This is a genomic window from Caenispirillum bisanense, assembly GCF_039523075.1.
GTDB classification, from domain to species: Bacteria; Pseudomonadota; Alphaproteobacteria; order Rhodospirillales; family Rhodospirillaceae; genus Caenispirillum; species Caenispirillum bisanense.
Genome location: NZ_BAAAEP010000022.1, coordinates 18,549 through 38,494, shown reverse-complemented (window position 1 = coordinate 38,494; position 19,946 = coordinate 18,549). Strand labels below are relative to the sequence as shown.

The window sequence follows — 19,946 nt, the reverse complement described above, 5'->3', positions numbered from 1 at the left end:
TCCCTCATCTGAGGAAAACAGGAAAAAGGCACGCTCCCGGCAACGCATCCTGCGTCATCCTCCCGACGCTTCCGTCGGCGGTGCCGTTACCGGCCCGGATGGTGACCGCAGGAAGCGCGGGGAGCGTGCCCGGCGACTGGTGTATCGGATCACCCCGCAGCGCGCAGGCTGGGCATGGCCGATTCGGTTTTCAGTGTAGCAACGAAGTCCTTCAGCGCAAGGACTTCTTGCTTGTTGTCGCCCAGGCGGCGGACGGCGACGGTGCCTTCCTCCGCCTCCCGCTTGCCGATGGCGACGATGAAGGGCACCTTGCGCAGGCTGTGCTCGCGGACCTTGTAGTTGATCTTCTCGTTGCGCAGGTCCAGCTCGGCCCGCAGACCCGCCGCCTTCAGCGCCGCCAGCACCGTGCGGGCGTAGTCGTCGCCATCCTGGGTGATGGTGGTCACCACCGCCTGCACCGGCGCCAGCCACAGCGGGAACTTGCCGGCGTAGTTCTCGATCAGGATGCCGATGAAGCGCTCGAAGCTGCCGAGGATGGCGCGGTGGAGCATCACCGGGCGGTGACGGGCACCGTCCTCGCCGACGTATTCCGCGCCCAGCCGCTCGGGCAGCACGAAGTCGACCTGCAGGGTGCCGCACTGCCAGTCGCGGCCGATGGCGTCACGCAGCACGAACTCCAGCTTCGGGCCGTAGAAGGCGCCCTCGCCGGGGTTGAGCGTCCATTCCAGGCCGGCCGCCTCGGTCGCTTCCTTCAGCGCCGATTCGGCCTTGTCCCAGGTCTCGTCGCTGCCGGCGCGCACCGCCGGGCGGTCGGAGAACTTCACCCGCACCTCGGTGAAGCCGAGATCCTGGTAGACCGACAGCAGCAGGGCGCAGAAGTCCTGCGTCTCGCTGGTGATCTGGTCTTCGGTGCAGAAGATGTGGGCGTCGTCCTGGGTGAAGGCGCGCACCCGCATCAGCCCGTGCAGGGCGCCCGACGGCTCGTAGCGGCTGCAGGCGCCGAACTCGGCCATGCGCAACGGCAGGTCGCGGTAGGACTTGATGCCCTGGTTGAAGATCTGCACGTGGCAGGGGCAGTTCATCGGCTTGATGGCGAGCGTGCGCTCGTCTTCCGTCTGGGCCGTGAACATGTTCTCGCGGAACTTTTCCCAGTGGCCGGAGCGCTCCCACAGCACGCGGTCGACCAGTTGCGGAGTGTTGACCTCCACATAGCCGGCGACTTCCAGGCGGTCGCGCATGTACTGCTGCAGCTTGCGGTAAAGCGTCCAGCCGTAGGGGTGCCAGAACACCGACCCTTGCGCCTCTTCCTGCATGTGGAACAGGTTCAGCTCGCGGCCCAGGCGGCGGTGGTCGCGCTTTTCCGCCTCTTCGAGCATCGTCAGATACTCTTTGAGCTGCTTTTCGGTCGCCCAGGCGGTGCCGTAGATGCGCTGGAGCATCTCGTTGCGGGCGTCGCCGCGCCAGTAGGCGCCGGCCAGCTTCATGACCTTGAAGGCCTTGGGCAGCTTGCCCGTCGACGGCAGGTGCGGGCCGCGGCAGAGGTCGAGCCACTGGCCCTGGCGGTAGACGGTGATGGTCTCACTGGCCGGCAGGTCGCGGATGATCTCGGCCTTGTACTGCTCGCCGATCTTCTCGAAGTAGGCGATGGCCTCGTCGCGGTCCCACTCCTCGCGCACGATCGCCTCGTTGCGGTCGACGATCTCCAGCATGCGCTGTTCGATCTTCGCCAGATCGTCGGGCGTGAACGGTTCGTCGCGCGCGAAGTCGTAGTAGTAGCCGTTCTCGATGGACGGGCCGATGGTCACCTGGGTGCCGGGGTAGAGTTCCTGCACCGCCTCGGCCATGACGTGGGCGGCGTCGTGGCGGATGAGGTCCAGCCCCTCGGGGTCCTTGGCGGTGATGATGGCGAGGCTGGCGTCGCGGTCGATGGGCCGGCCGAGATCCCACAGGGTGCCGTCCACCTTGCAGGCCAGCGCGGCCTTGGCGAGACCGGGGCCGATGTCCTCGGCGACTTTCTGGGCCGTGACGGGGCCGTCGTAATTGCGGACGCTGCCGTCGGGCAGGGAGATGGCGACCATGGCGATGAACTCTTCTTCCTCGGTGGAGGGTCGAAATCTACAGGGAATCGCCCACTGATCAAGCCGCCTGCGGTCCACGACGGGCACGGCAGCGGCGGGCGCAGCAGGCGGCGCCGGAGGTATGGCGGATGGGCGGGAGGCGAACCCCGGCCGCGGAGAGGCTCACGCGGCGCGAACCACACCCGTGCCCATAGTTCGCGTGGCCACCCCGCCACCGGGGATGCCGGCGCGAAGGCTGCGACGAAGGTCGCTCGTCAGGGGGGCCACGGGGTGCACGGGAGCAGGCTCTGTCCGTTCGGAAGGAAGGAAACGCCCCAAACCTAGGGCTTTCCGCCCGCCGAGTCCAGACCCAGCAGGTCCTGGTAGACGGCCAGCGTGCGGTCGACCATGCGTTCCTTGCTGAACTCCGCCTTCACGCGGGCGATGGCGCGGTCCTTCAGGGCCTCGCGCTGTTCCGCCGTCAGGGCCAGGGCTTCGTCGAGGGCGCGGGCGAGGTCGTCGGCGCTTTCCGGCCAGAACAGCCAGCCGGTCTGGCCGCCGGGGGCGACGATTTCCGGCGCCGCGCCGTGGTTGGGCGCGATCACCGGCCGGCCCATGGCGGAGCCCTCGGCGACCACGCGGCCGAAGGCTTCCGGGTCGGTGGAGGCCGATACCACCACGTCGGCCAGCTTGTAGGCCGCCGGCATGTCGTCGCAGTCGCCGACCAGATGCACGGTATCGGTCAGGCCCAGCCGCTCGATCAGCGCCTGCAACTCGTCGCGGTAGCCGGTGCGGCCCTGGTCGGAGCCCACCAGCAGCGCCCGCACCGGCCGGTGCTGCACCTTGGCCAGCGCCCGGATCAGCACTTCCTGGCCCTTCCAGCGGGTCAGGCGGCCGGGCAGCACGATCACCGGCACGCCGTCGGGCAGGCGCCAGCGCTGCACCAGCTGGATCATGCGTTCCTGGCTGACGCGGTCGGGGTCGAAGCGGCTGAAGTCGACGCCGCGGTGGATCACCGTCACCCGCTCGCCGCTGACGCCGTAGACGCGGGCGATGTGGTTGCGGATGAACTCGGAAATGGCGATCACCCGGTCGCCGTCGGCCATGACGGCGTTGTAGGCCCGCTTGAGGCCAAACGGACCCAGGTTGTAGGTGCCGTGGAAGGTGGTGACGAAGGGCACACCCAGCGCCCGGGCGGCGGCACGGGCGCTCCACGCCGGGGCGCGGGAGCGGGCATGCACCAGCTTGACGTCGCGTTCGGTGATCAGCGCCTTCAGGCGATCGACGTTGCGCCGCATCACCCACGGCTTCTTCGACGCCAGCGGCAGGGTGACGTGTTCGGCGCCGACGCGGGTCAGCTCGCGCACCATGCGGCCGCCTTCGCTGGCGACCAGGGCGCGGCCGCCGGCCTGCACGATGCCTTCGGCGATTTCCACCGTGCCGCGCTCCACCCCGCCGGTATCGAGGCGGGGCAGGACCTGCAGGATGGTGGGGGGCGCGTCGCCGGTTTGGTCGAGGGCGGCGGAGGTGATACTGTCGGCGTTCACCGCGGGGTCCGAATACTGTCGAAGAAAGAAGGAAGGAGCGAGCTGGTCCCATGTCCGAAGACATGTCCGCCCGTGCTGCGCCGCGCACTCTAGCACGCCGCGACGGCGCGTCCATCGCCTACCACAAGACCGAGGCCGCACCGTCCATGCAGGGGCGGACCGGCGTCGTCTTCCTGCACGGGCTGATGTCCGACATGGACGGCGGCAAGGCTCTACACCTGGAAGCGCATTGCCGCAAGTCCGGCCGCGCCTTCCTGCGCTTCGACCAGTACGGCCACGGCCTGTCGTCGGGCCGCTTCGTCGACGGCAGCATCGGCCGCTGGGCGGAAGACACCGCCGCCGTGCTCGACGCCCTGACGGACGGGCCGCAGGTGCTGGTCGGCTCGTCCATGGGCGGCTGGCTGATGCTGCTGGCGGCCCTGGCGCGGCCCGAACGGGTGGCCGGGCTGGTGGGCATCGCGGCGGCGCCCGACTTCACCGAAGACCTCATGTGGCCGTCCTTCACCGACGCCCAGAAGGCGGAACTGGAACGCCGCGGCTACATCGAGGAACCGTCGGAATACTCGGAAGAGCCCTACGTCATCGGCCGCGCCCTCATCGAGGACGGCCGCCACCGGCTGGTGCTGCGCGACCCGACGCTGCCGATTCGCTGCCCCATCCGCCTGATCCACGGCCAGCGCGACACCTCCGTCCCGTGGCAGACCGCCCTGCACATCCAGGACAAGGCGGAAAGCGACGATGTGGAGGTGATCCTGGTGAAGGGCGGCGACCATCGGCTGTCGTCCGACGCCGACCTCGCCCGCCTCACCCGCACCCTCGACGCCCTGCTGGAGGCGGTGGACCCATGAGCCTGACCGATACCGCCCCCGCCGCCATCACCGACTTCGCCGGCGACCATTTCTGGCTGTCCAACTTCTTCCCCTCGCCGGTGGAGATGGACGGCGCCCTTTACGTCACCGTCGAGAACGCCTTCCAGGCCGCCAAGACCCTCGACCGCGACGCCCGCCGCGCCTTCGAGACCTGCGGTGCCGACGAATCGAAGATGCGCGGCATGCAGGTGGCCCTGCGGCACGACTGGGAGGCGGTGAAGAGCGACATCATGCTCGCCCTGCTGCGGGAGAAGTTCGCCATTCCCGCCCTCGGCCGCCGCCTGATCGCCACCGGCACGGCGGAGATCGTCAACCGCAACGTCTTCGGCGACACCTTCTGGGGCGTCACCCGTGCCGGTGGCCGCAACGAACTGGGGCGGCTGCTCATGCAGGTGCGGGCGGAGATCGCCGCCGCTGCCGCCGCTCACCCCCGGCCGGAGCGCACGCCGGCCTGATAGGCGCCCGGCGTGATGCCGTACAGCCGCTTGAAGCGGCGGGTGAAGTGGGGCTGGTCATACAGCCCCACCGCCGCCGCCACCTGGGCCGGCGGCTCGCCGGCCCGCAGCCGCGCCTTGGCCGCCGCCAGCCGCCGTTCCATCAGGTAGGCGTGCGGCGTGCAGCCGGTGGCGCGGCGGAAGGCCCGCACCAGCTGGAACCGCGACAGGCCCGCCACCGCCGCCACATCCTCCAGCGACAGGTCGGCCTCCAGGTTGGCGGCCATGAACTCCATCGCCCGCCGCACCTGGCGGGGCGCATCGGGCGCCGGCGCGTCGGTCACCACGCCGGCATGGCGCCCGAACACCGCCGCCAGCACGCCGAGCAGCGCCGTCTGCCGGCCGAGCGTGGTGCCCGGCGCGGCATGATCGCCGTCGAAGGCCGGCAGCACCCGCCGCAGCGCCTCGGCCAGCTGCGGATCGGGGGTGACCGGCTGGCGGTAGAAGGGCATGGCGGTGCGATCGCTGCCGGGGCGGCCGGCGGCATCGCGCAGCACCTCCTCCAGCAGCGGCGGATCGAGATAGAGCACCCGGTAGCGATAGCCGCCGGGGGCGCCGGCACTGCCGTCGTGGATGTCGCCGGGGTTGGTGGTCAGCAGGTGGTCGCGGGTCGCCAGCCAGTGGCTGCCGCGGCAATTGAACGACTCGACACCCGACTCCACCACCCCCACCAGACATTCGTCGTGGGCGTGGCGGGCGAAGGCATGGTGGGTGAAGCTGGCGGCAAAGAACTCGCACCCCGGCGCCGCCGGGTGGCGCCAGAAGCGGCTGTGCTCGACAGGGGCGGCAGCAGGCTGAAGGCTCATGACGGACAGCCTAGCGCGGATGCGGCGGCGGGTCTTGTACCCCGTTGCAGCCCGTGGCGGACTTGGCCGCCTTCGGCTAAGGTATTATGGTAGTATCGGACCTTGGAATGACAAGAAACCTGTCCCAAGTGGCCCTTTTCGCTAGCCTCCGGGCTCCCTACGATCAAGGTATGACGCCAAAGATCCTCGCCATGGAACTGATGACTGAGCCCGCCGCGACCGACCTGCCGGAGCGCCCGGCGGAGGTCGATCCGGTGGTCGTCAAGGTGCAGACCCTGGAACGCCACGGCTGGCAGCCGCTGGGCCAGGCGGTGCTGCGCGCCTGTTATCAGGTCGCCACCGGCGGATCGTGCACCCTGGTCAGCGATGCCGCCACCTGGGTGGTGCCGCAGGGCTGCGGCGTCTTCATTCCCGCCGGCACCGTGCAGGCATCGCTGACCGGCAGCGGCCGGGCAGTGATGCAGACGGTGGAGATCGACGCCCAGCGCGCCGCCCCCTTCGGCGACCGCTGCCGGGTGATGGAAGCGACACCGCTGCTGCGCGCCCTGGTCACCGCCCTCGGCGGCGAGCCCGCCGACTCGGCGCGGCGCGAGGCCACCACCACCCTGCTGCTGGACGAGATCGGCCGCGCCCGCGTCAGCGGCTTCGCCCTGCCCGACCCCGCCGACCCGCGCCTGCGCCGGGTGGCCCGGCGGGTGTGGTCGGCCCCGGCCGAGCCGCTGGACGTGGACGGCGCCGCCGCCCTGGCGACCATGAGCCGCCGCACCTTCACCCGCCGCTTCGGCGCCGAGACCGGCATGGGCTTCGACGCTTGGCAGCGCCGGCTGCGCCTGCTGACGGCGGTGCCGCGGCTGGAGGAAGGGGTGCCGGTGTCCATCGTCGCCTTCGACCTCGGCTACGACAGCGTCTCGGCCTTCATCGCCGCCTTCAAGCGCGCCTTCGGCGAAACGCCGAAGCGCTTCGGCCGCGCCTCGGTGCGGGCGGCGGCGGAGTAAGTCGTCAGCCGTCGGTCCAGCGGTCGGCGGCGGCATCGTCGCTGGCCTTGGCCTCCACCCAGCGGCGGCCGTCGGCGGTTTCTTCCAGCTTCCAGAACGGCGCCTTGGTCTTCAGCCAGTCCATCAGGAAGGCGCAGGCGTCGAACGCCGCCTGCCGGTGGGCGCTGGCGGTCAGCACCAGCACGATGCGGTCGCCCGGCTCCAGCCGGCCGTAGCGGTGGATGACGCGCACGTCGATCAGCGGCCAGCGGCGGCGGGCTTCCTGCTCGATGGCCTCCAGTTGGCGCTCGGTCATGCCGGGGTAGTGTTCCAGGGTCATGGCCGCCACCGCCGAGTCGCCGCCGGCGCTCTTGTCGGCGCGCACCAGGCCGAGGAAGCTCGCCACCGCCCCCACCGAGGCATCGCCGGCGCAGAACGACGCCATCTCGGCGCCGGGGTCGAAATCCTCGCGCTGCACCCGGATCATGGCCGCCGCCCTCCCCTGTCGCTCAGCCGCCGGTGACGGGCGGGAAGAAGGCCACTTCGTCGCCGGCCTTCACCGGCGCGTCCAGGCCGGCATAGTCCTGGTTGACGGCGCAACGCAGGCGGGCCGGATCGGCCAGCGCCTTGCCGTGACCGGCGGAGCGGCCGGCGAGCCAGCCCAGCAGGGTGCCGACGGTGGCGACCTCGGGCGGCGGCGCCACCTCCTCGCGGCCGGTGCCGATGCCGTCGCGCAGCCAGGCGAAATAGAGCACGGTGATCATTCGCCGGCCTCCCGGTGCAGGTCGTTGGCGGCGGCGGCGCGGTCAGCAGCGGCACGGTCGGCCTCCGCTTCGGCCTCGGCGCGGCGGCGGTCGGTTTCCTTCATGTGGAACAGGCCGTGGGTCATGTAGTCCCAGCCGGTGACCACGGTCATCAGCGCCGCGATCCACAGCGCCACCTCGCCAGCCAGCCCCGCCGGCACGCCCCACGGCGCCGAATCGCCGAGGATCAGCAGCGTCAGGGCGACCAGCTGGAAGGTGGTCTTCCACTTGGCGAGCTTGGTGACGGGCACGCTGACCTGGATCTCGGCCAGGAACTCGCGCAGGCCGGACACCAGGATCTCGCGGCACAGGATGACCACCGCCGGCAGGTAGCTCCAGGTCGACAGGCCGTCGAAGCCGACCAGCATCAGCAGCACGGCGGCCACCAGCAGCTTGTCGGCGATGGGGTCGAGGAAGCGGCCGAGGGAACTGACCTGGTTCCACCGCCGCGCCAGCCAGCCGTCGAACCAGTCGGTGACGGCGGCGGCCACGAACAGGGCACAGGCGATCCACTGCGACACCGGGCCGGGGATGTAGAACAGCGCCACCACCGCCGGAATCGCCAGGATGCGCGACAAGGTCAGGATGTTCGGCAGGGTATACAACGACCCGGTCCTTCTAAACAGCGAGCGGCAAGGGATGGAGGCGGCGCGATCTTAGCCGCCTCAGCCCTCGGGATGGAAGTGATCATAGATCTTGCGGGCAAGTGCGGCAGAAATACCGTCGACGCTTTCGAGATCCTGCAATGCCGCTTCCGACACCGCCCGCGCCGACCCGAAGTGGTGCAGCAGGGCCTTCTTGCGCGTCGCGCCGATGCCGGCGATGTCGTCCAGCCCGGTCTTCTGGATGTCCTTCGACCGCCGCGCCCGGTGGCCGCCGATGGCGAATCGGTGCGCCTCGTCGCGCAGGCGCTGCAGGAAGTACAGCACCGGGTGGTTGGGCGGCAGCTGGAACGGCTCGCGGTCGGCCATGAAGAAGCGCTCGCGGCCGGCGTTGCGGTCCGGCCCCTTGGCGATGGACACCAGCCCGACGTCCTCCACCCCCAGTTCGGCGAAGACCTCGCAGGCGACGGTCAGCTGGCCCTGGCCGCCGTCCACCAGCACCAGGTCGGGCCACTGGCCGCGGTCGCGGTCGGGATCGTCGCGCTGGGCGGCCTTGAAGCGGCGCGTCAGCACCTCGCGCATCATGGCGTAGTCGTCGCCGGGCGCCACCGGCCCCTTGATGTTGAAGGTGCGGTAGGCGCTTTTCATGAAGCCTTCCGGCCCGGCCACGATCATGCCGCCAAGCGCATTGGTGCCCTGGATGTGGCTGTTGTCGTAGACCTCCACCCGCTCCGGCGTGCGGTCGAGGCCGAACACTTCCGCCACCCCCTCCAGCAGCTTGCGCTGGGCCGAGCTTTCCGCCAGCCGGCGGCCGAGGGCCTCGCGGGCGTTGCGTTCGGCGGTCGCCACCATGGCGGCGCGGTCGCCCCGCTTCGGCACATGGATGCGCACGCGGCGGCCGGCCTTGGCGGTCAGCGCCTCGCCCATCAGGATCTCCTGCGGCAGCGGGTGGCTGAGCAGCAGTTCCTTCGGCGGGTCCTTGTTGTCGTAGAACTGGCCGATGAACGCCTCCAGCACCTCGCCGGCGGTGGCGTCCTGGCTGTGGGCGGGGAAATAGGCGCGGTTGCCGTAGTTCTGGCCGGTGCGGAAGAAGAACACCTGCACGCAGGCCTGCCCGCCGGCCTGATGGATGGCCATGACGTCGGCATCGGCGGCATCGGGCAGGTTCACTTCCTGGTGCGCCTGGATGCGGGTCAGCGCCCGGATGCGGTCGCGGTACATGGCCGCGTCCTCGAACTCCAGGTTCTCCGACGCCTGCTCCATGCGCTGCGCCAGGGCCTGCTGGACGCGGGCGCTTTCGCCGGACAGGAAGGCGCGCGCCTCCTCCACCAGCTCCCGGTACTGGGCGCGGCCGATGCGCTCGACGCACGGGGCGGAGCAGCGCTTGATCTGGAACAGCAGGCACGGCCGGGTGCGGCTGGAAAACACGGCGTCGGAGCACGAGCGCAGCAGGAACGCCTTCTGCAGGTGGGCGAGCGTCTGGTTGACCGCCCCGGCGCTGGCGAACGGCCCGAAGTACTGCCCCTTCAGCGACCGCGCGCCGCGGTGCTTGACGATCTGCGGATAGTCGTGCCCCTCGGTGACGACGACGTAGGGGAAGCTCTTGTCGTCGCGCAGCAGGATGTTGTACCGCGGCTTCAGGCGCTTGATGTAGTTGCTTTCCAGCAGCAGCGCCTCGACCTCGGTGGAGGTGACGACGATCTCCATGCTCGCCGTCTCGGTCACCATGCGCTGCAGCCGCATGGGCAGCTGGCCGATGCGGGTATAGGCCACCACGCGCTTCTTCAGGCTTTTCGCCTTGCCGACATAGAGCACGTCGCCGCGGGCGTTCATCATGCGGTAGACGCCCGGCTTGTCCGGCAGCGTCCGCAGGGTGGCGGCAATGACCTCCACGCCCTGATTGACGACGGCGAGCGGCGCCTCCTCCGGCGGAACCGGATCGGCGGGGACGGCGGGAACGGTGGGGTCGCTGACGGCGGTCATGGGGGCTATTTCGGGTAACGGCACTAAAGGGTCAACCGGGGATGCGGCAGGGACGGCCGGCGGAGTCCGGCAGCAGCCCTGAGATTCCTCCACATATCCACGGCCGCTGTGGATAACTCTGTGCAAAGTGGTGGGGCAAGCGGTGCGAAGCGGCGCCGGCCAAGGAGTCGCATCGCATTGCCCAGTTTTTGGGCGACCACCTCAACCCCTTGGTTTGCCTTGGTTTTGACGCCGGTGAAGGGCGCCGGGCGGGGCTGCACAGTTGCATCTTGACAGCCGTGTGATGGTCTGGCAGCCCGGCCGCCGCCTGTGCAAAACCCGCGCGGCGGGTAAAGGAAGGGCTTGACAGGCCGGATGATCCCTTCGGATCCACCCCATCCGAACGTCGCGGGTAAAAGGTCATAGGGCCGCGACTCGTGGTGGTGACTGCCCTGCCGCCGCCGGCGGTCAGGCGAGCGGGCTGAAGCGCTCGATCTCCACGCCCACCGAACCGACGTCGTCGAACACGTCCAGCTTCTCCACCCGCACCCGCACGGAGCGGATTCGCCCGTCGGTCAGGCAGGTCTGGGCGATGCGTTCGGCCATGGTTTCCACCAGGTTGACGTGCCGGTCGAGCACCACGTCGCGGACGCGGTCGCGAATCGCCTCGTAGCACACCACCTGCTCCAGGCTGTCGCCCACCGGGCCGTCGCCCTCGCGCACCGCCAGGTCCAGGTTGATGCGCACCCGCTGGGCGTTCTCGTGCTCGTGCTTGTAGACGCCGACCTTGGCGCTGATCACCAGATCACGGATGAACACATGCCGCAGGCCCAGGTGGGCATTGGCGATGGGGAACGGCTTGACGACGGGATTGGGGGTCATGGGCATCCGGATCCGCTGGGCGCTCTCCCGCCGCCGCCACGGCAGCGGGCGGCGCGGGAGCGCGATATGGGGCGGGTGCCGTCACTCCGCCAGGAACTGCGGTCCCTGACCGTGACGCGGCGCCTGGGTCCAGGCCAGATGCTGCCCGCCGTCGAGCGCAATCATTTGCCCGGTCATGGCCGGCGCCGCAAGGATGAATCGTACCGCATCGGCCACTTCCTGCGGGCTGGTGCCATGCTGCAACGGCATGGAGGCGCACTGCTCGGCGAACTGCTCGTCGCTCTGGCGCGGGCTCGGCAGGGTGGGGCCGGGGCCGATGCCGTTGACGCGGATGCGCGGCGCCAGCGCCAGCGCCAGGGTCTGGGTCAGCGTCCACAGGCCGGCCTTGGACAGCGTGTAGGTGACGAAGTGGGGGGTGAGGTTCCACACCCGTTCATCGATGATGTTGACGACGCAGCCGCGCGCGTCCTCCGCCACCTGGCGGGCGAAGGCCTGGGTGAGCACGAAGGGCGCCCGCAGGTTGGCGTTCAGGTGCAGGTCCCACGATTCGCGGGTGGCCGAATCCCAGCTGTCGTACTCGAACACCGAGGCGTTGTTGATGAGCGCCCCCAGCGGCCCGAGTGCCGCCGTCGCCTGCTCCACCAGCGCTGCCGTCTCCGCCTCGTCGGACAGGTCGGCGCGCACCGTGGCGGCGCGCACCCCCCGCGCCTCGATCTCCGCCGCCACCGCCTCGGCCTCGGCCGGGTCGGAGCGGTAATGGACGGCGACGTTCCAGCCGTGCGCCGCCAGATCAAGGGCGATGGCGCGGCCGATGCGCTTGGCGGCGCCGGTGACGAGGACGGTCTTGGGCGAGGGCAGGGGATGGGTCATGCGAGCACGTGTTCCACGCCGATGAAGAGGACGGCTATATAAGCAGCGTAGCCGCCGAGGAGAAGCCCTCCCTCCGCCCGCGCCAGGCGGCGGCCGGTGAGGAAGAACGGCACCAGCAGCACCGTCACCGCCAGCATCACCCAGGCATCGAAGGCCATCACCTGGGCCGGCGCGGCGGCCGGCTTCACCAGCGCCGAGACGCCCATGATGCCGAGGATGTTGAACAGGTTGGAGCCGACCACGTTGCCGAGCGCCATGTCGTTCTGCTTCTTCAGGGCGGCGGCGACGGCGGTCGCCAGTTCGGGCAGCGAGGTGCCGATGGCCACCATGGTCAGGCCGATCACTTCCTCCGGCACGCCCCAGTCGCGGGCGATGGCAACGGCGCCGGTGACCAGCAGCCGCGCCCCCAGGATGACGCCGCCCAGGCCGACGAGGGTGGCGGCGATGATCATCCACCATGGCTTGTGCTGCAGGCTGGACAGTTCCTCCAGTTCGGCGGCGGCGGCGCGGGCATCGGCGGCGTTGCGGCTTTCCCGCACGTAGGACCACAGCAGGTAGGCCGCCAGCGCCGCCAGCAGCACCGCACCTTCCTGGCGGATGACGCCGTCGCTCCAGGTGAACACCACCATGGCGACGGTGGCGAGGATCAGCACCGTCGCCTCGCGGCCGAAGGTCCGCATCTCCGCGTGCACCGGCCGGATCAGCGCCGCCAGCGCCAGGATCAGCATGATGTTGGCGATGTTGGAGCCGATGACGTTGCCGTAGACCAGCCCGCCCGACCCTTCCAGCGCCGCCTGCACGCAGACCACCAGTTCCGGCGCCGAGGTGCCGAAGGCCACCACCGTCAGGCCGATCACCAGCGGCGACACGCCCAGCCGCTCCGCCATGGCGACGGCGCCGCGCACCAGCGCCTCGGCGGCACCGACCAGCAGCACCAGCCCGGCGGCGAAGGCGATCCACGACATCAGCATGGGACGGCGGCTCCGTTGCAGCGAAAGGAATGCGCCACACCAATGCGCCGGCGGCGGCAGGTGTTGCGTCACCACCGGCGGTGGCGGGCGAACGATGGGCGGCCAGGGCCGGTGGTGTCAAGCCGCATGGCCGGCAGCGGGCCGAGATGCCCGTTGCGGCGGTGCAGTGTCAAATAAATTCATCGGGTGATTGACAGTTCGCAGGTGCCTCGGTCACCCTGTAGAGGCACAACAGAAAGCCTGTGGCCCTCCGAAACCCGGTGATTGTGCGCCGGGGCCCCGCGTCAGTGTTCGAGATATGCGACGGGGCGGTGCGGCGGTCAGGCTCACTTGGGGAGTATCACGATCATGAAACCCGGCGTGGAGGAGCTGACCAGCTTCCTGGCCGACCACCCCGACGTGGAATACGTGGACGCCATCCTGTTCGACCTGTGCGGCATCGTGCGCGGCAAGCGCTACCCCCGCCAGGACGCCAAGGGCCTGTTCACCAACGGCATGCAGATCCCCTACAGCGTGTTCCTGCTCGACGTCACCGGCGACTGCCCCGATGCCGGCGGCCGCGGCTTCTCCGACGGCGACCCCGACGGCATCGCGGTGCCCATCGCCGGCACCCTGAAGCGCGTGCCCTGGGCGCGGGTGCCCTCGGCGCAGGTGCTGCTGACCATGACCGACCAGGACGGCGCCGCGTCCTTCCTCGATCCGCGCAACGTGCTGCAGAAGGTGGAACACCGCCTGCTGGCCGACGGCCTGCAGCCGGTGACGGCGCTGGAGCTGGAATTCTACCTCATCGACCGCCAGCGCATGGGCGACGGCAGCCCGCAGTTCCCCATCGCGCCGGACACCGGCCAGCGCGACAAGAACACCCAGGTCTACGGCATGTGGGAGATCGAATCCTACGCCGCCGTGCTGCGCGACATCGAAACCGCCTGCAACATCCAGGGCGTGCCGTGCTACACGGCCTCCAGCGAGTACGCGCCGGGGCAGTTCGAGGTCAACCTGCGGCATGTCACCAGCGGCGTCGCCGCCGCCGATCATGCCAGCCTGCTCAAGCGCGTGGTCATGGGCGTCGCCGAGCGCCACGGCTTCGAGGCGACGTTCATGTCCAAGCCCTTCAGCAAGATGGCGGGCAACGGGCTGCACATCCACCTGTCGCTGTGCGACAGCGAGGGCCGCAACATCTTCGACGACGGCAGCGACGGCGGCTCGGAGATGCTGCGCTGGGCCATCGGCGGCATGCAGGCGACCATGCCGGAGGCGATGGCCATCTTCGCCCCCAACGCCAACGCCTACCGCCGCTTCCAGCCCAACCTCTATGTGCCGGTGGGGCGCACCTGGGGCATCAACAACCGCTCCGTTGCCTTCCGCGTGCCGGCGGGCGAAGGCGCGGCGCGGCGGGTGGAGCACCGCATCTGCGGTGCCGACGCCAACCCCTATCTGGCGCTGGCGGCGGTGATGGCGGGCGCCCACCACGGCATCACCCACCGCATCGACCCCGGCCCGGCCGACACCGGCAACGCCGGCAAGGAGATGGACGCGGGCGTGCCGTTCACCTGGCGCAGCGCCCTGCACGCCCTGAAGGAGGCCGAACTGCTGCCCGGCTACTTCGGCGCCGAGTACCTGTCGCTCTACCACGACACCAAGTGGGCGGAGCTGGAGAAGTTCCAGAGCGTCATCGCCCCGCACGAATACGCCTGGTACCTGTAACGGTGCGACGGGCCGGTCCTTCGGGATCGGCCCGTTGCCGTTGCGGGGAGGGCGTCGTCAGCCCGCCGCGCCGCTGCCGCAGGCGGGCGCCGGTGCGTTGGCATGGGCGCTGAGATCGGTGATCGTCGGGTGGTCGCCGCACAGCGGGCAACCGGGGTCGCGCGGCACCCGCACGGTGCGGAACTCCGCCGCCAGGGCATCCCAGATCAGCAGCCGGCCGGCCATGGACGTGCCGACGCCGAGGATCTCCTTCAGCACTTCCGTCGCCTGCAGCGAGCCGATCACCCCCGGCACCGCCCCCAGCACGCCCGCCTGGGCGCAGGTGGGGGCCGAGCCCGGTGGCGGCACGTCGCCATAGATGCAGCGGTAGCAGGGGCCGCCGCGATGGGTGGCGAAGGTGGTCAGCTGGCCGTCGAAGCGCAGGATGGCGCCCGACACCAGCGTCCGGCCGGCGAAATGGCAGGCATCGTTGACCAGGAAGCGGGTTTCGAAGTTGTCGGAGCCGTCGGCCACGATGTCGTAGCGGCCGATGAGGTCGAGGGCGTTGTCGGCGGTCAGCCGGCAGCGGTGCTCCACCACCGTGACGTCGGGGTTGAGCGCCCGCATGCGCCGGCCAGCGCTTTCCACCTTGGGGCGGCCGATGGCGTCCACATCGTGCGCCACCTGCCGCTGCAGGTTGGACAGGTCGACGCTGTCGTCGTCGATGATGCCGATGGTCCCCACCCCCGCCGCCGCCAGATAGAGCGCCAGCGGCGACCCCAGGCCGCCGGCGCCGATCAGCAGCACGCGGGCCTTCAGCAGCGCCTCCTGCCCGATGCCGCCCACCTCCTTCAGGATGATGTGGCGGGCGTAGCGGTGGATCTGGTCGTCGGTGAAGGTCACGGGGCTGGTCCTGCAGGGGCTGACGCCCTCCGCATGTAACGTCTGCCGCCGCCGTGGGCAAGGGCGGAGGCCCGCCGGCGCCGTCCTCAGCGGGCGGCGCGCAGGGCGGTGAGGGTGGCGGCGGTGAGGCTGCCGTCGGCCGGCAGCCCGTGGGCGGCCTGGAAGGCGGCGACGGCGGCGCGGGTGCGGCGGCCCATCAGGCCGTCGGTGCCGCCCGGTGAATACCCCAGCGTCGCCAGCCGTTGCTGCACGTAAAGCACCGTCGGCCCGTCCTCGCCGGCCGGCACGCCGGTCACCGGCTGCCAGCGCTGCACCACCGCATCGGCGGCGGCGCGGGCGGTGGGGCCGATGCGTTCGCGCAAGGGCGCCAGGGCGGCCCCGGCCTCGGGATGACCACGGTCGCGGGCCAGCGTCAGCCAGGCCAGCGCCGCCGTCGGGTCGGCCGGCACGCCGGCCCCGGTCTGGTGGGCAAGGCCGAGGCGGTACTGGCCCTCCGCATCGCCGCGCCGGGCGGCCTCGCCGAACCAGCGGGCGGCCCAGGCGACGTCCTTCGGCACCCCCTGGCCGTCGGCATAGAGGCGGCCGAGCGCCGTCTGCGCCGCCGGCAGGCCGAGGGCGGCGGCGCGGTCCAGCAGCCCCAGCGCCCGGCCGGGATCGCGCCGCACGCCGCGGCCGTCGGCGGTCAGCTGGGCGAGGCGATAGAGCCCCACGGGATGCCCCTGGGCCGCCGCCTGCTCGAACCACAGGGCGGCGGCGCGCGGGTCTTCGGCGGCGGTGCCCCGGCCGGCCAGCCGCGCCACACCGGCCGCCACCTGGGCATCGGCGAGGCCCTGGTCGGCGGCATTTTCCAGCAGGCGCAGCCCTTCCGCCTCGTCCAGCGCCACGCCGGCGCCGGTCATGTAGGCCTGGCCGAGCAGATACTGGGCCCGCGCCTCGCCCTGCACCGCCACCGGCCACAGCGCCAGCAGGGCGGCGGCGGCATCGCCGGCCAGCAGCCGTTCCGCCCTCTCCAGCGCCGCCGCGGGCGTGGCGGCGGCAGGGTCGGAGGCCGCGGTCGGCGCCGGCGGCGCGGCGCAGGCGGACAGCAGCAGCACCGCCGCCGCCGTCAGCGCCGGCAGCAGCGGGAGCGGCACGGCAGGCGCGCGGCGCCCGGCGACGGTCATGGTGAGGCCCCTTCCTCGACCCGGAAACAGGGGGCGAGCATCTGCCCCACTTGCGGCGGAACTGTGGCGGCTCAGCCGCAGCGCACGGACAGGATACGGCCGGTGCCGTCGACCTCGACGTTCAGGCGGTCGGGGCGGAAGTCCATGGTGTAGGCCATGCCCGGCTTCAGCACCCGGTGCGGCTGCGGCAGCGTGTCCTGGTTGATCTCGTCGGGGCCGGCGGTGCCGTGGACCAGGAAACGGCCGACCGCCCCGGCCAGCGCCTCGCCGTTGCAGGCAGCGAGGTCTCCCGGCGCCGGCGGCGGTTCGGCCGGGGGCGCCGCCACCGGGGTGCGGGCATCCTGGCCGGCCGAGCCCGGCGGCGGGGCGCAGGCGGCCAGCAGCGGCAGCAGGGCGACGGCGGCCACGGCGGCCGGCAGAGGGGTCAGGCGCATGGGCGGGTCTCCGGGGGTCAGCCGCAGGTGATCTGGCGGATGATGCCATCGTGGGACAGCGTCACCGTCAGCCGGTCGGGCTGGAAGGACAGGTCGGTGGGGGTGCCGGGGGCGACCACCCGATAGGGCTGCGGCAGATCCTGCACCGACACCTCGCCCTCCCCGGCCGGCCCCGGCACCAGCCGGCTGCCGGTGGAGGAGGCGAGGTCGGAGGCGCCGCAGCCGGCCAGGGCATCGGCCGAGGCGGTGGTCTGCGGCCGCTCCAGCGGCGGTTCCGGTTCCGGCGGCGCCGACGCGCAGGCCGTGAGGGCGAGCAGGGCGGCAGCGGCGGCGGTGAACGAAACGCAACGCATGGGCGGTGTCTCCTCCCGTCGGGGGTGTGGGTGAGCGGGCACGGCGGGCGCCGCGGCGGCGGTCAGCGGTCAGCGGTTCATGCGGGCGATGGTGGCGGTGGTGGAAAAGCCGTCCTCCAGCGCCGCCAGCATGACCCGGCCGCCGTAGGCCTGGACGATGTCGGCGCCGACCACGGTGGCGATGGTGTAGTCGGCGCCCTTCACCAGAACGTCCGGGCGCAGGGTGCGGATCAGCTCCAGCGGGGTGTCCTCGCCGAAGATCACCACCATGTCGACGCTGGCCAGCGAGCCGAGCACGGTGGCGCGCGCCGCCTCGCTCTGCACAGGCCGGGTCTCGCCCTTCAGGCGCTTGACCGAGGCGTCGGAATTCAGCCCCACCACCAGCCGGTCGCAGGCCGCCTTGGCCTGGGCCAGTAGCGAGACGTGGCCGGGGTGCAGCAGGTCGAAGCAGCCGTTGGTGAAGCCGACGCTCAGGCCGCGCGCCCGCCACTGCGCCACCTTCTCCGCCGCCGCCGGCAGCGGCAGCACCTTGGCCTCGTCTTCCTCCAGGTCCTGGCGGCGCAGGGTGTGGAGCAGCTCGTCCACATGCACCGCCGCCGTGCCGACCTTGCCGACCACGATGCCGGCCGCCACGTTGGCGAGCCGCGCCGCCTCCACCAGCGGGGCGCCGCAGGCCAGCGCCGCCGCCACCGTCGCCACCACCGTGTCGCCGGCGCCGGAAACGTCATAGACCTCCCGCGCCTGGGCCGGCAGGTGGGTGGGGGCGCCGTCGCGCGGCACCAGGGTCATGCCTTCCTGGCTGCGGGTGACCAGGATGATGTCGAGGCCGCAGCGCTCGATCAGGCGGCGGGCGGCGGCCTCGATCTCGGCATCGGTGCCGGTGGGCAGGCCGGCGGCCTCGGCCAGTTCCTTGCGGTTGGGGGTGACGACGGTGGCGCCGCGGTAGCGGTCCCAGTCCGCCCCCTTGGGGTCGACCACCACCGGCACCCCGGCCTCGCGCGCCAGGGTGATGAGGGCGGCGGTCACCCGCGCCGGCAGCACGCCCTTGCCGTAGTCCGACAGCACCAGGGCGCCGGCCTGGGCCATCTGCTCGCCGGCCGCCGCCAGCAGGCGGTCGAGGGACAGGTCGGCGACCGGGGCGAGGGTTTCCTCGTCGGCCCGCAGCAGCTGCTGGTTGCCGGCGACGAAGCGGGTCTTGATGGTGGTCTGGCGGCCGCGCGCCACCTGCAGCACCGGGTCGACCCGCGGCAGGGCGTCGATCAGCGTCGCCACCTCGCGCCCCGGCGCATCGTCGCCGACGCAGGTGAGGAAGGTGGCGGCGGCGCCCAGGCCCACCAGGTTGCGCACCACGTTGCCGGCGCCGCCCAGCATCGCCACCTCGCGCCGGATGCGCAGGACCGGGATCGGCCCTTCCGGCGAGATGCGGTCGACGTCGCCATAGACGAAACGGTCGAGCATGACGTCGCCGGCGCACAGCACGGTGGCGGCGGACAGGGCGGCGGCGCGGGCGGCAAGGGCGGACTGGTCGGTCATCGGGGCGATGGCTTCCGGGCAACGAGCGGCGACGGGGTCCGCCGCCGCCGGCCGCTCATCCGACAACGGAACGGAAATAGTGTATGGTCTTCGCCAGGCCGTCATCCAGCGGCACCGCCGGTTCCCAGCCCAGCAGGTCACGCGCGCGGGCGATGTCCGGGCGGCGCTGCTTGGGATCGTCGGCCGGCAGCGGCTTGTGAACCACCCGCGACCGCGAGCCGGTGAGGCGGATCACCGCTTCGGCCAGCTCCAGCATGGTGTACTCGCCCGGATTGCCCAGGTTCAAGGGTCCGATGACGCTGTCGTCGGTCTCCATCAGCCCCATCAGCCCGTTCACCAGGTCGTCGACGTAGCAGAACGACCGCGTCTGCAGGCCGTCGCCGTAGACCGTCAGGTCGTGCCCGCGCAGCGCCTGGCAGACGAAATTGGACACCACGCGGCCGTCGTCGGGGTGCATGCGGGGGCCGTAGGTGTTGAAGATGCGCGCCACCTTCACCCGCACGCCGTACTGCCGGTTGTAGTCGAAGAACAGCGTCTCCGCCGCCCGCTTGCCCTCGTCATAACACGCCCGCGTGCCGATGGGGTTGACGTTGCCCCAGTACCCTTCCGGCTGCGGATGCACCTCCGGGTCGCCGTAGACCTCGCTGGTGGAGGCCTGCAGGATCTTCGCCCCCTTGCGCTTGGCCAGCCCCAGCATGTTGATGGCGCCGTGGACGCTGGTCTTCATGGTCTGCACCGGGTCGGTCTGATAGTGGATTGGACTGGCCGGGCAGGCGAGGTTGTAGACCTGGTCGACCTCCACATACAGCGGGAAGGTCACGTCGTGGCGCATCAGCTCGAAGCGCGGGTCGTCCAGCAGGTGCGCCACGTTCATGCGCCGGCCGGTGTAGAAGTTGTCGACGCACAGCACCTCGTGACCGGCGGCGAGCAGCCGCTCGCACAGGTGGGAGCCGATGAAGCCGGCTCCGCCGGTCACCAGGACGCGAAGGCTTGGACGCATGCAGGTCTCCTTGTGGGGTGCGGGCCGCCGACGATGCTTC

20 protein-coding genes are annotated in these 19,946 nt (G+C 71.2%); 4 read left to right on the top strand and 16 right to left on the bottom strand.

Annotated features, from left to right (window positions below; genetic code table 11):
* Positions 1–149 precede the first annotated feature (149 nt).
* Both thrS and ABD056_RS11530 read right to left on the bottom strand, forming a co-directional pair.
* Positions 150–2,078, bottom strand: coding sequence for a threonine--tRNA ligase (gene thrS / locus ABD056_RS11535; protein ID WP_343866775.1), 1,929 nt, complete (start codon positions 2,076–2,078; stop codon positions 150–152).
* 320 nt (positions 2,079–2,398) lie between these two features.
* Positions 2,399–3,604 carry a glycosyltransferase family 4 protein gene (locus ABD056_RS11530; RefSeq protein ID WP_343866774.1) on the bottom strand — a complete coding sequence of 402 codons (1,206 nt, stop codon included), beginning with the start codon at positions 3,602–3,604 and terminating at the stop codon, positions 2,399–2,401.
* 50 nt (positions 3,605–3,654) lie between these two features.
* Here ABD056_RS11530 and ABD056_RS11525 point away from each other — a divergent pair, with 50 nt between their 5' ends.
* Together ABD056_RS11525 and ABD056_RS11520 are read left to right on the top strand one after the other, a co-directional pair.
* Complete coding sequence (locus ABD056_RS11525; protein WP_343866773.1) at positions 3,655–4,452, top strand: alpha/beta hydrolase; 798 nt, start codon at positions 3,655–3,657, stop codon at positions 4,450–4,452.
* The gene (locus tag ABD056_RS11520; RefSeq protein WP_343866771.1) at positions 4,449–4,928 is read left to right on the top strand and encodes an NADAR family protein; all 480 of its coding nucleotides are present in this window, start codon (positions 4,449–4,451) and stop codon (positions 4,926–4,928) included. The genes ABD056_RS11525 and ABD056_RS11520 overlap by 4 nt, the downstream gene beginning before the upstream one ends.
* On the opposite strand, the gene ABD056_RS11515 is transcribed toward ABD056_RS11520, so the two are convergent.
* Entirely contained in the window at positions 4,898–5,773 is an 876-nt protein-coding gene (locus ABD056_RS11515) for an AraC family transcriptional regulator (protein WP_343866770.1), read from the bottom strand. The genes ABD056_RS11520 and ABD056_RS11515 overlap by 31 nt on opposite strands.
* Before the next feature lie 191 nt (positions 5,774–5,964).
* On the opposite strand from ABD056_RS11515, the gene ABD056_RS11510 reads away from it, so the two are divergent.
* Positions 5,965–6,768, top strand: coding sequence for an AraC family transcriptional regulator (locus ABD056_RS11510; RefSeq protein ID WP_343866768.1), 804 nt, complete (start codon positions 5,965–5,967; stop codon positions 6,766–6,768).
* A gap of 4 nt (positions 6,769–6,772) precedes the next feature.
* Here the strand turns inward: ABD056_RS11510 and ABD056_RS11505 are convergent, their stop codons facing one another.
* The 7 genes from ABD056_RS11505 to ABD056_RS11475 form a co-directional block, all read right to left on the bottom strand.
* Positions 6,773–7,234 carry a molybdenum cofactor biosynthesis protein MoaE gene (locus tag ABD056_RS11505; RefSeq protein ID WP_343866766.1) on the bottom strand — a complete coding sequence of 154 codons (462 nt, stop codon included), beginning with the start codon at positions 7,232–7,234 and terminating at the stop codon, positions 6,773–6,775.
* Positions 7,235–7,256: 22 nt separating this feature from the next.
* Positions 7,257–7,511, bottom strand: coding sequence for a molybdopterin converting factor subunit 1 (gene moaD / locus ABD056_RS11500; RefSeq protein WP_425545033.1), 255 nt, complete (start codon positions 7,509–7,511; stop codon positions 7,257–7,259).
* Complete coding sequence (gene pgsA / locus ABD056_RS11495) at positions 7,508–8,155, bottom strand: CDP-diacylglycerol--glycerol-3-phosphate 3-phosphatidyltransferase (protein ID WP_343866764.1); 648 nt, start codon at positions 8,153–8,155, stop codon at positions 7,508–7,510. Before pgsA ends, moaD begins: the two co-directional genes overlap by 4 nt.
* Positions 8,156–8,215: 60 nt before the next feature.
* A complete protein-coding gene (gene uvrC / locus ABD056_RS11490) occupies positions 8,216–10,135 on the bottom strand; it encodes an excinuclease ABC subunit UvrC (RefSeq protein ID WP_343866762.1) in 1,920 nt (639 codons plus the stop codon).
* A 447-nt stretch (positions 10,136–10,582) separates the two neighbouring features.
* Positions 10,583–10,996, bottom strand: a complete 414-nt coding sequence (gene folB / locus ABD056_RS11485) for a dihydroneopterin aldolase (RefSeq protein WP_343866760.1) — start codon at positions 10,994–10,996, stop codon at positions 10,583–10,585.
* A gap of 81 nt (positions 10,997–11,077) precedes the next feature.
* Positions 11,078–11,866 carry an SDR family oxidoreductase gene (locus ABD056_RS11480; RefSeq protein WP_343866759.1) on the bottom strand — a complete coding sequence of 263 codons (789 nt, stop codon included), beginning with the start codon at positions 11,864–11,866 and terminating at the stop codon, positions 11,078–11,080.
* Positions 11,863–12,837: a calcium/sodium antiporter gene (locus tag ABD056_RS11475; protein ID WP_343866757.1), complete on the bottom strand. Its 975-nt coding sequence runs from the start codon at positions 12,835–12,837 to the stop codon at positions 11,863–11,865. Before ABD056_RS11475 ends, ABD056_RS11480 begins: the two co-directional genes overlap by 4 nt.
* 348 nt (positions 12,838–13,185) lie before the next feature.
* On the opposite strand from ABD056_RS11475, the gene ABD056_RS11470 reads away from it, so the two are divergent.
* Positions 13,186–14,541, top strand: a complete 1,356-nt coding sequence (locus tag ABD056_RS11470; RefSeq protein WP_343866755.1) for a glutamine synthetase family protein — start codon at positions 13,186–13,188, stop codon at positions 14,539–14,541.
* Between the two features lie 57 nt (positions 14,542–14,598).
* On the opposite strand, the gene ABD056_RS11465 is transcribed toward ABD056_RS11470, so the two are convergent.
* From ABD056_RS11465 to ABD056_RS11440, 6 genes are all read right to left on the bottom strand, one after another.
* The gene (locus ABD056_RS11465; RefSeq protein WP_343866753.1) at positions 14,599–15,423 is read right to left on the bottom strand and encodes a HesA/MoeB/ThiF family protein; all 825 of its coding nucleotides are present in this window, start codon (positions 15,421–15,423) and stop codon (positions 14,599–14,601) included.
* An 86-nt stretch (positions 15,424–15,509) separates the two neighbouring features.
* Positions 15,510–16,586 carry a peptidoglycan-binding protein gene (locus ABD056_RS11460; protein ID WP_343866751.1) on the bottom strand — a complete coding sequence of 359 codons (1,077 nt, stop codon included), beginning with the start codon at positions 16,584–16,586 and terminating at the stop codon, positions 15,510–15,512.
* A 71-nt stretch (positions 16,587–16,657) separates the two neighbouring features.
* Positions 16,658–17,020, bottom strand: a complete 363-nt coding sequence (locus ABD056_RS11455) for an I78 family peptidase inhibitor (protein WP_343866750.1) — start codon at positions 17,018–17,020, stop codon at positions 16,658–16,660.
* Positions 17,021–17,037: 17 nt separating this feature from the next.
* Entirely contained in the window at positions 17,038–17,373 is a 336-nt protein-coding gene (locus ABD056_RS11450) for an I78 family peptidase inhibitor (protein ID WP_343866749.1), read from the bottom strand.
* Positions 17,374–17,442: 69 nt separating this feature from the next.
* The gene (gene rfaE1 / locus ABD056_RS11445) at positions 17,443–18,906 is read right to left on the bottom strand and encodes a D-glycero-beta-D-manno-heptose-7-phosphate kinase (protein WP_343866747.1); all 1,464 of its coding nucleotides are present in this window, start codon (positions 18,904–18,906) and stop codon (positions 17,443–17,445) included.
* Between the two features lie 55 nt (positions 18,907–18,961).
* Positions 18,962–19,906, bottom strand: a complete 945-nt coding sequence (locus ABD056_RS11440) for a UDP-glucuronic acid decarboxylase family protein (protein ID WP_343866745.1) — start codon at positions 19,904–19,906, stop codon at positions 18,962–18,964.
* Positions 19,907–19,946 lie beyond the last annotated feature (40 nt).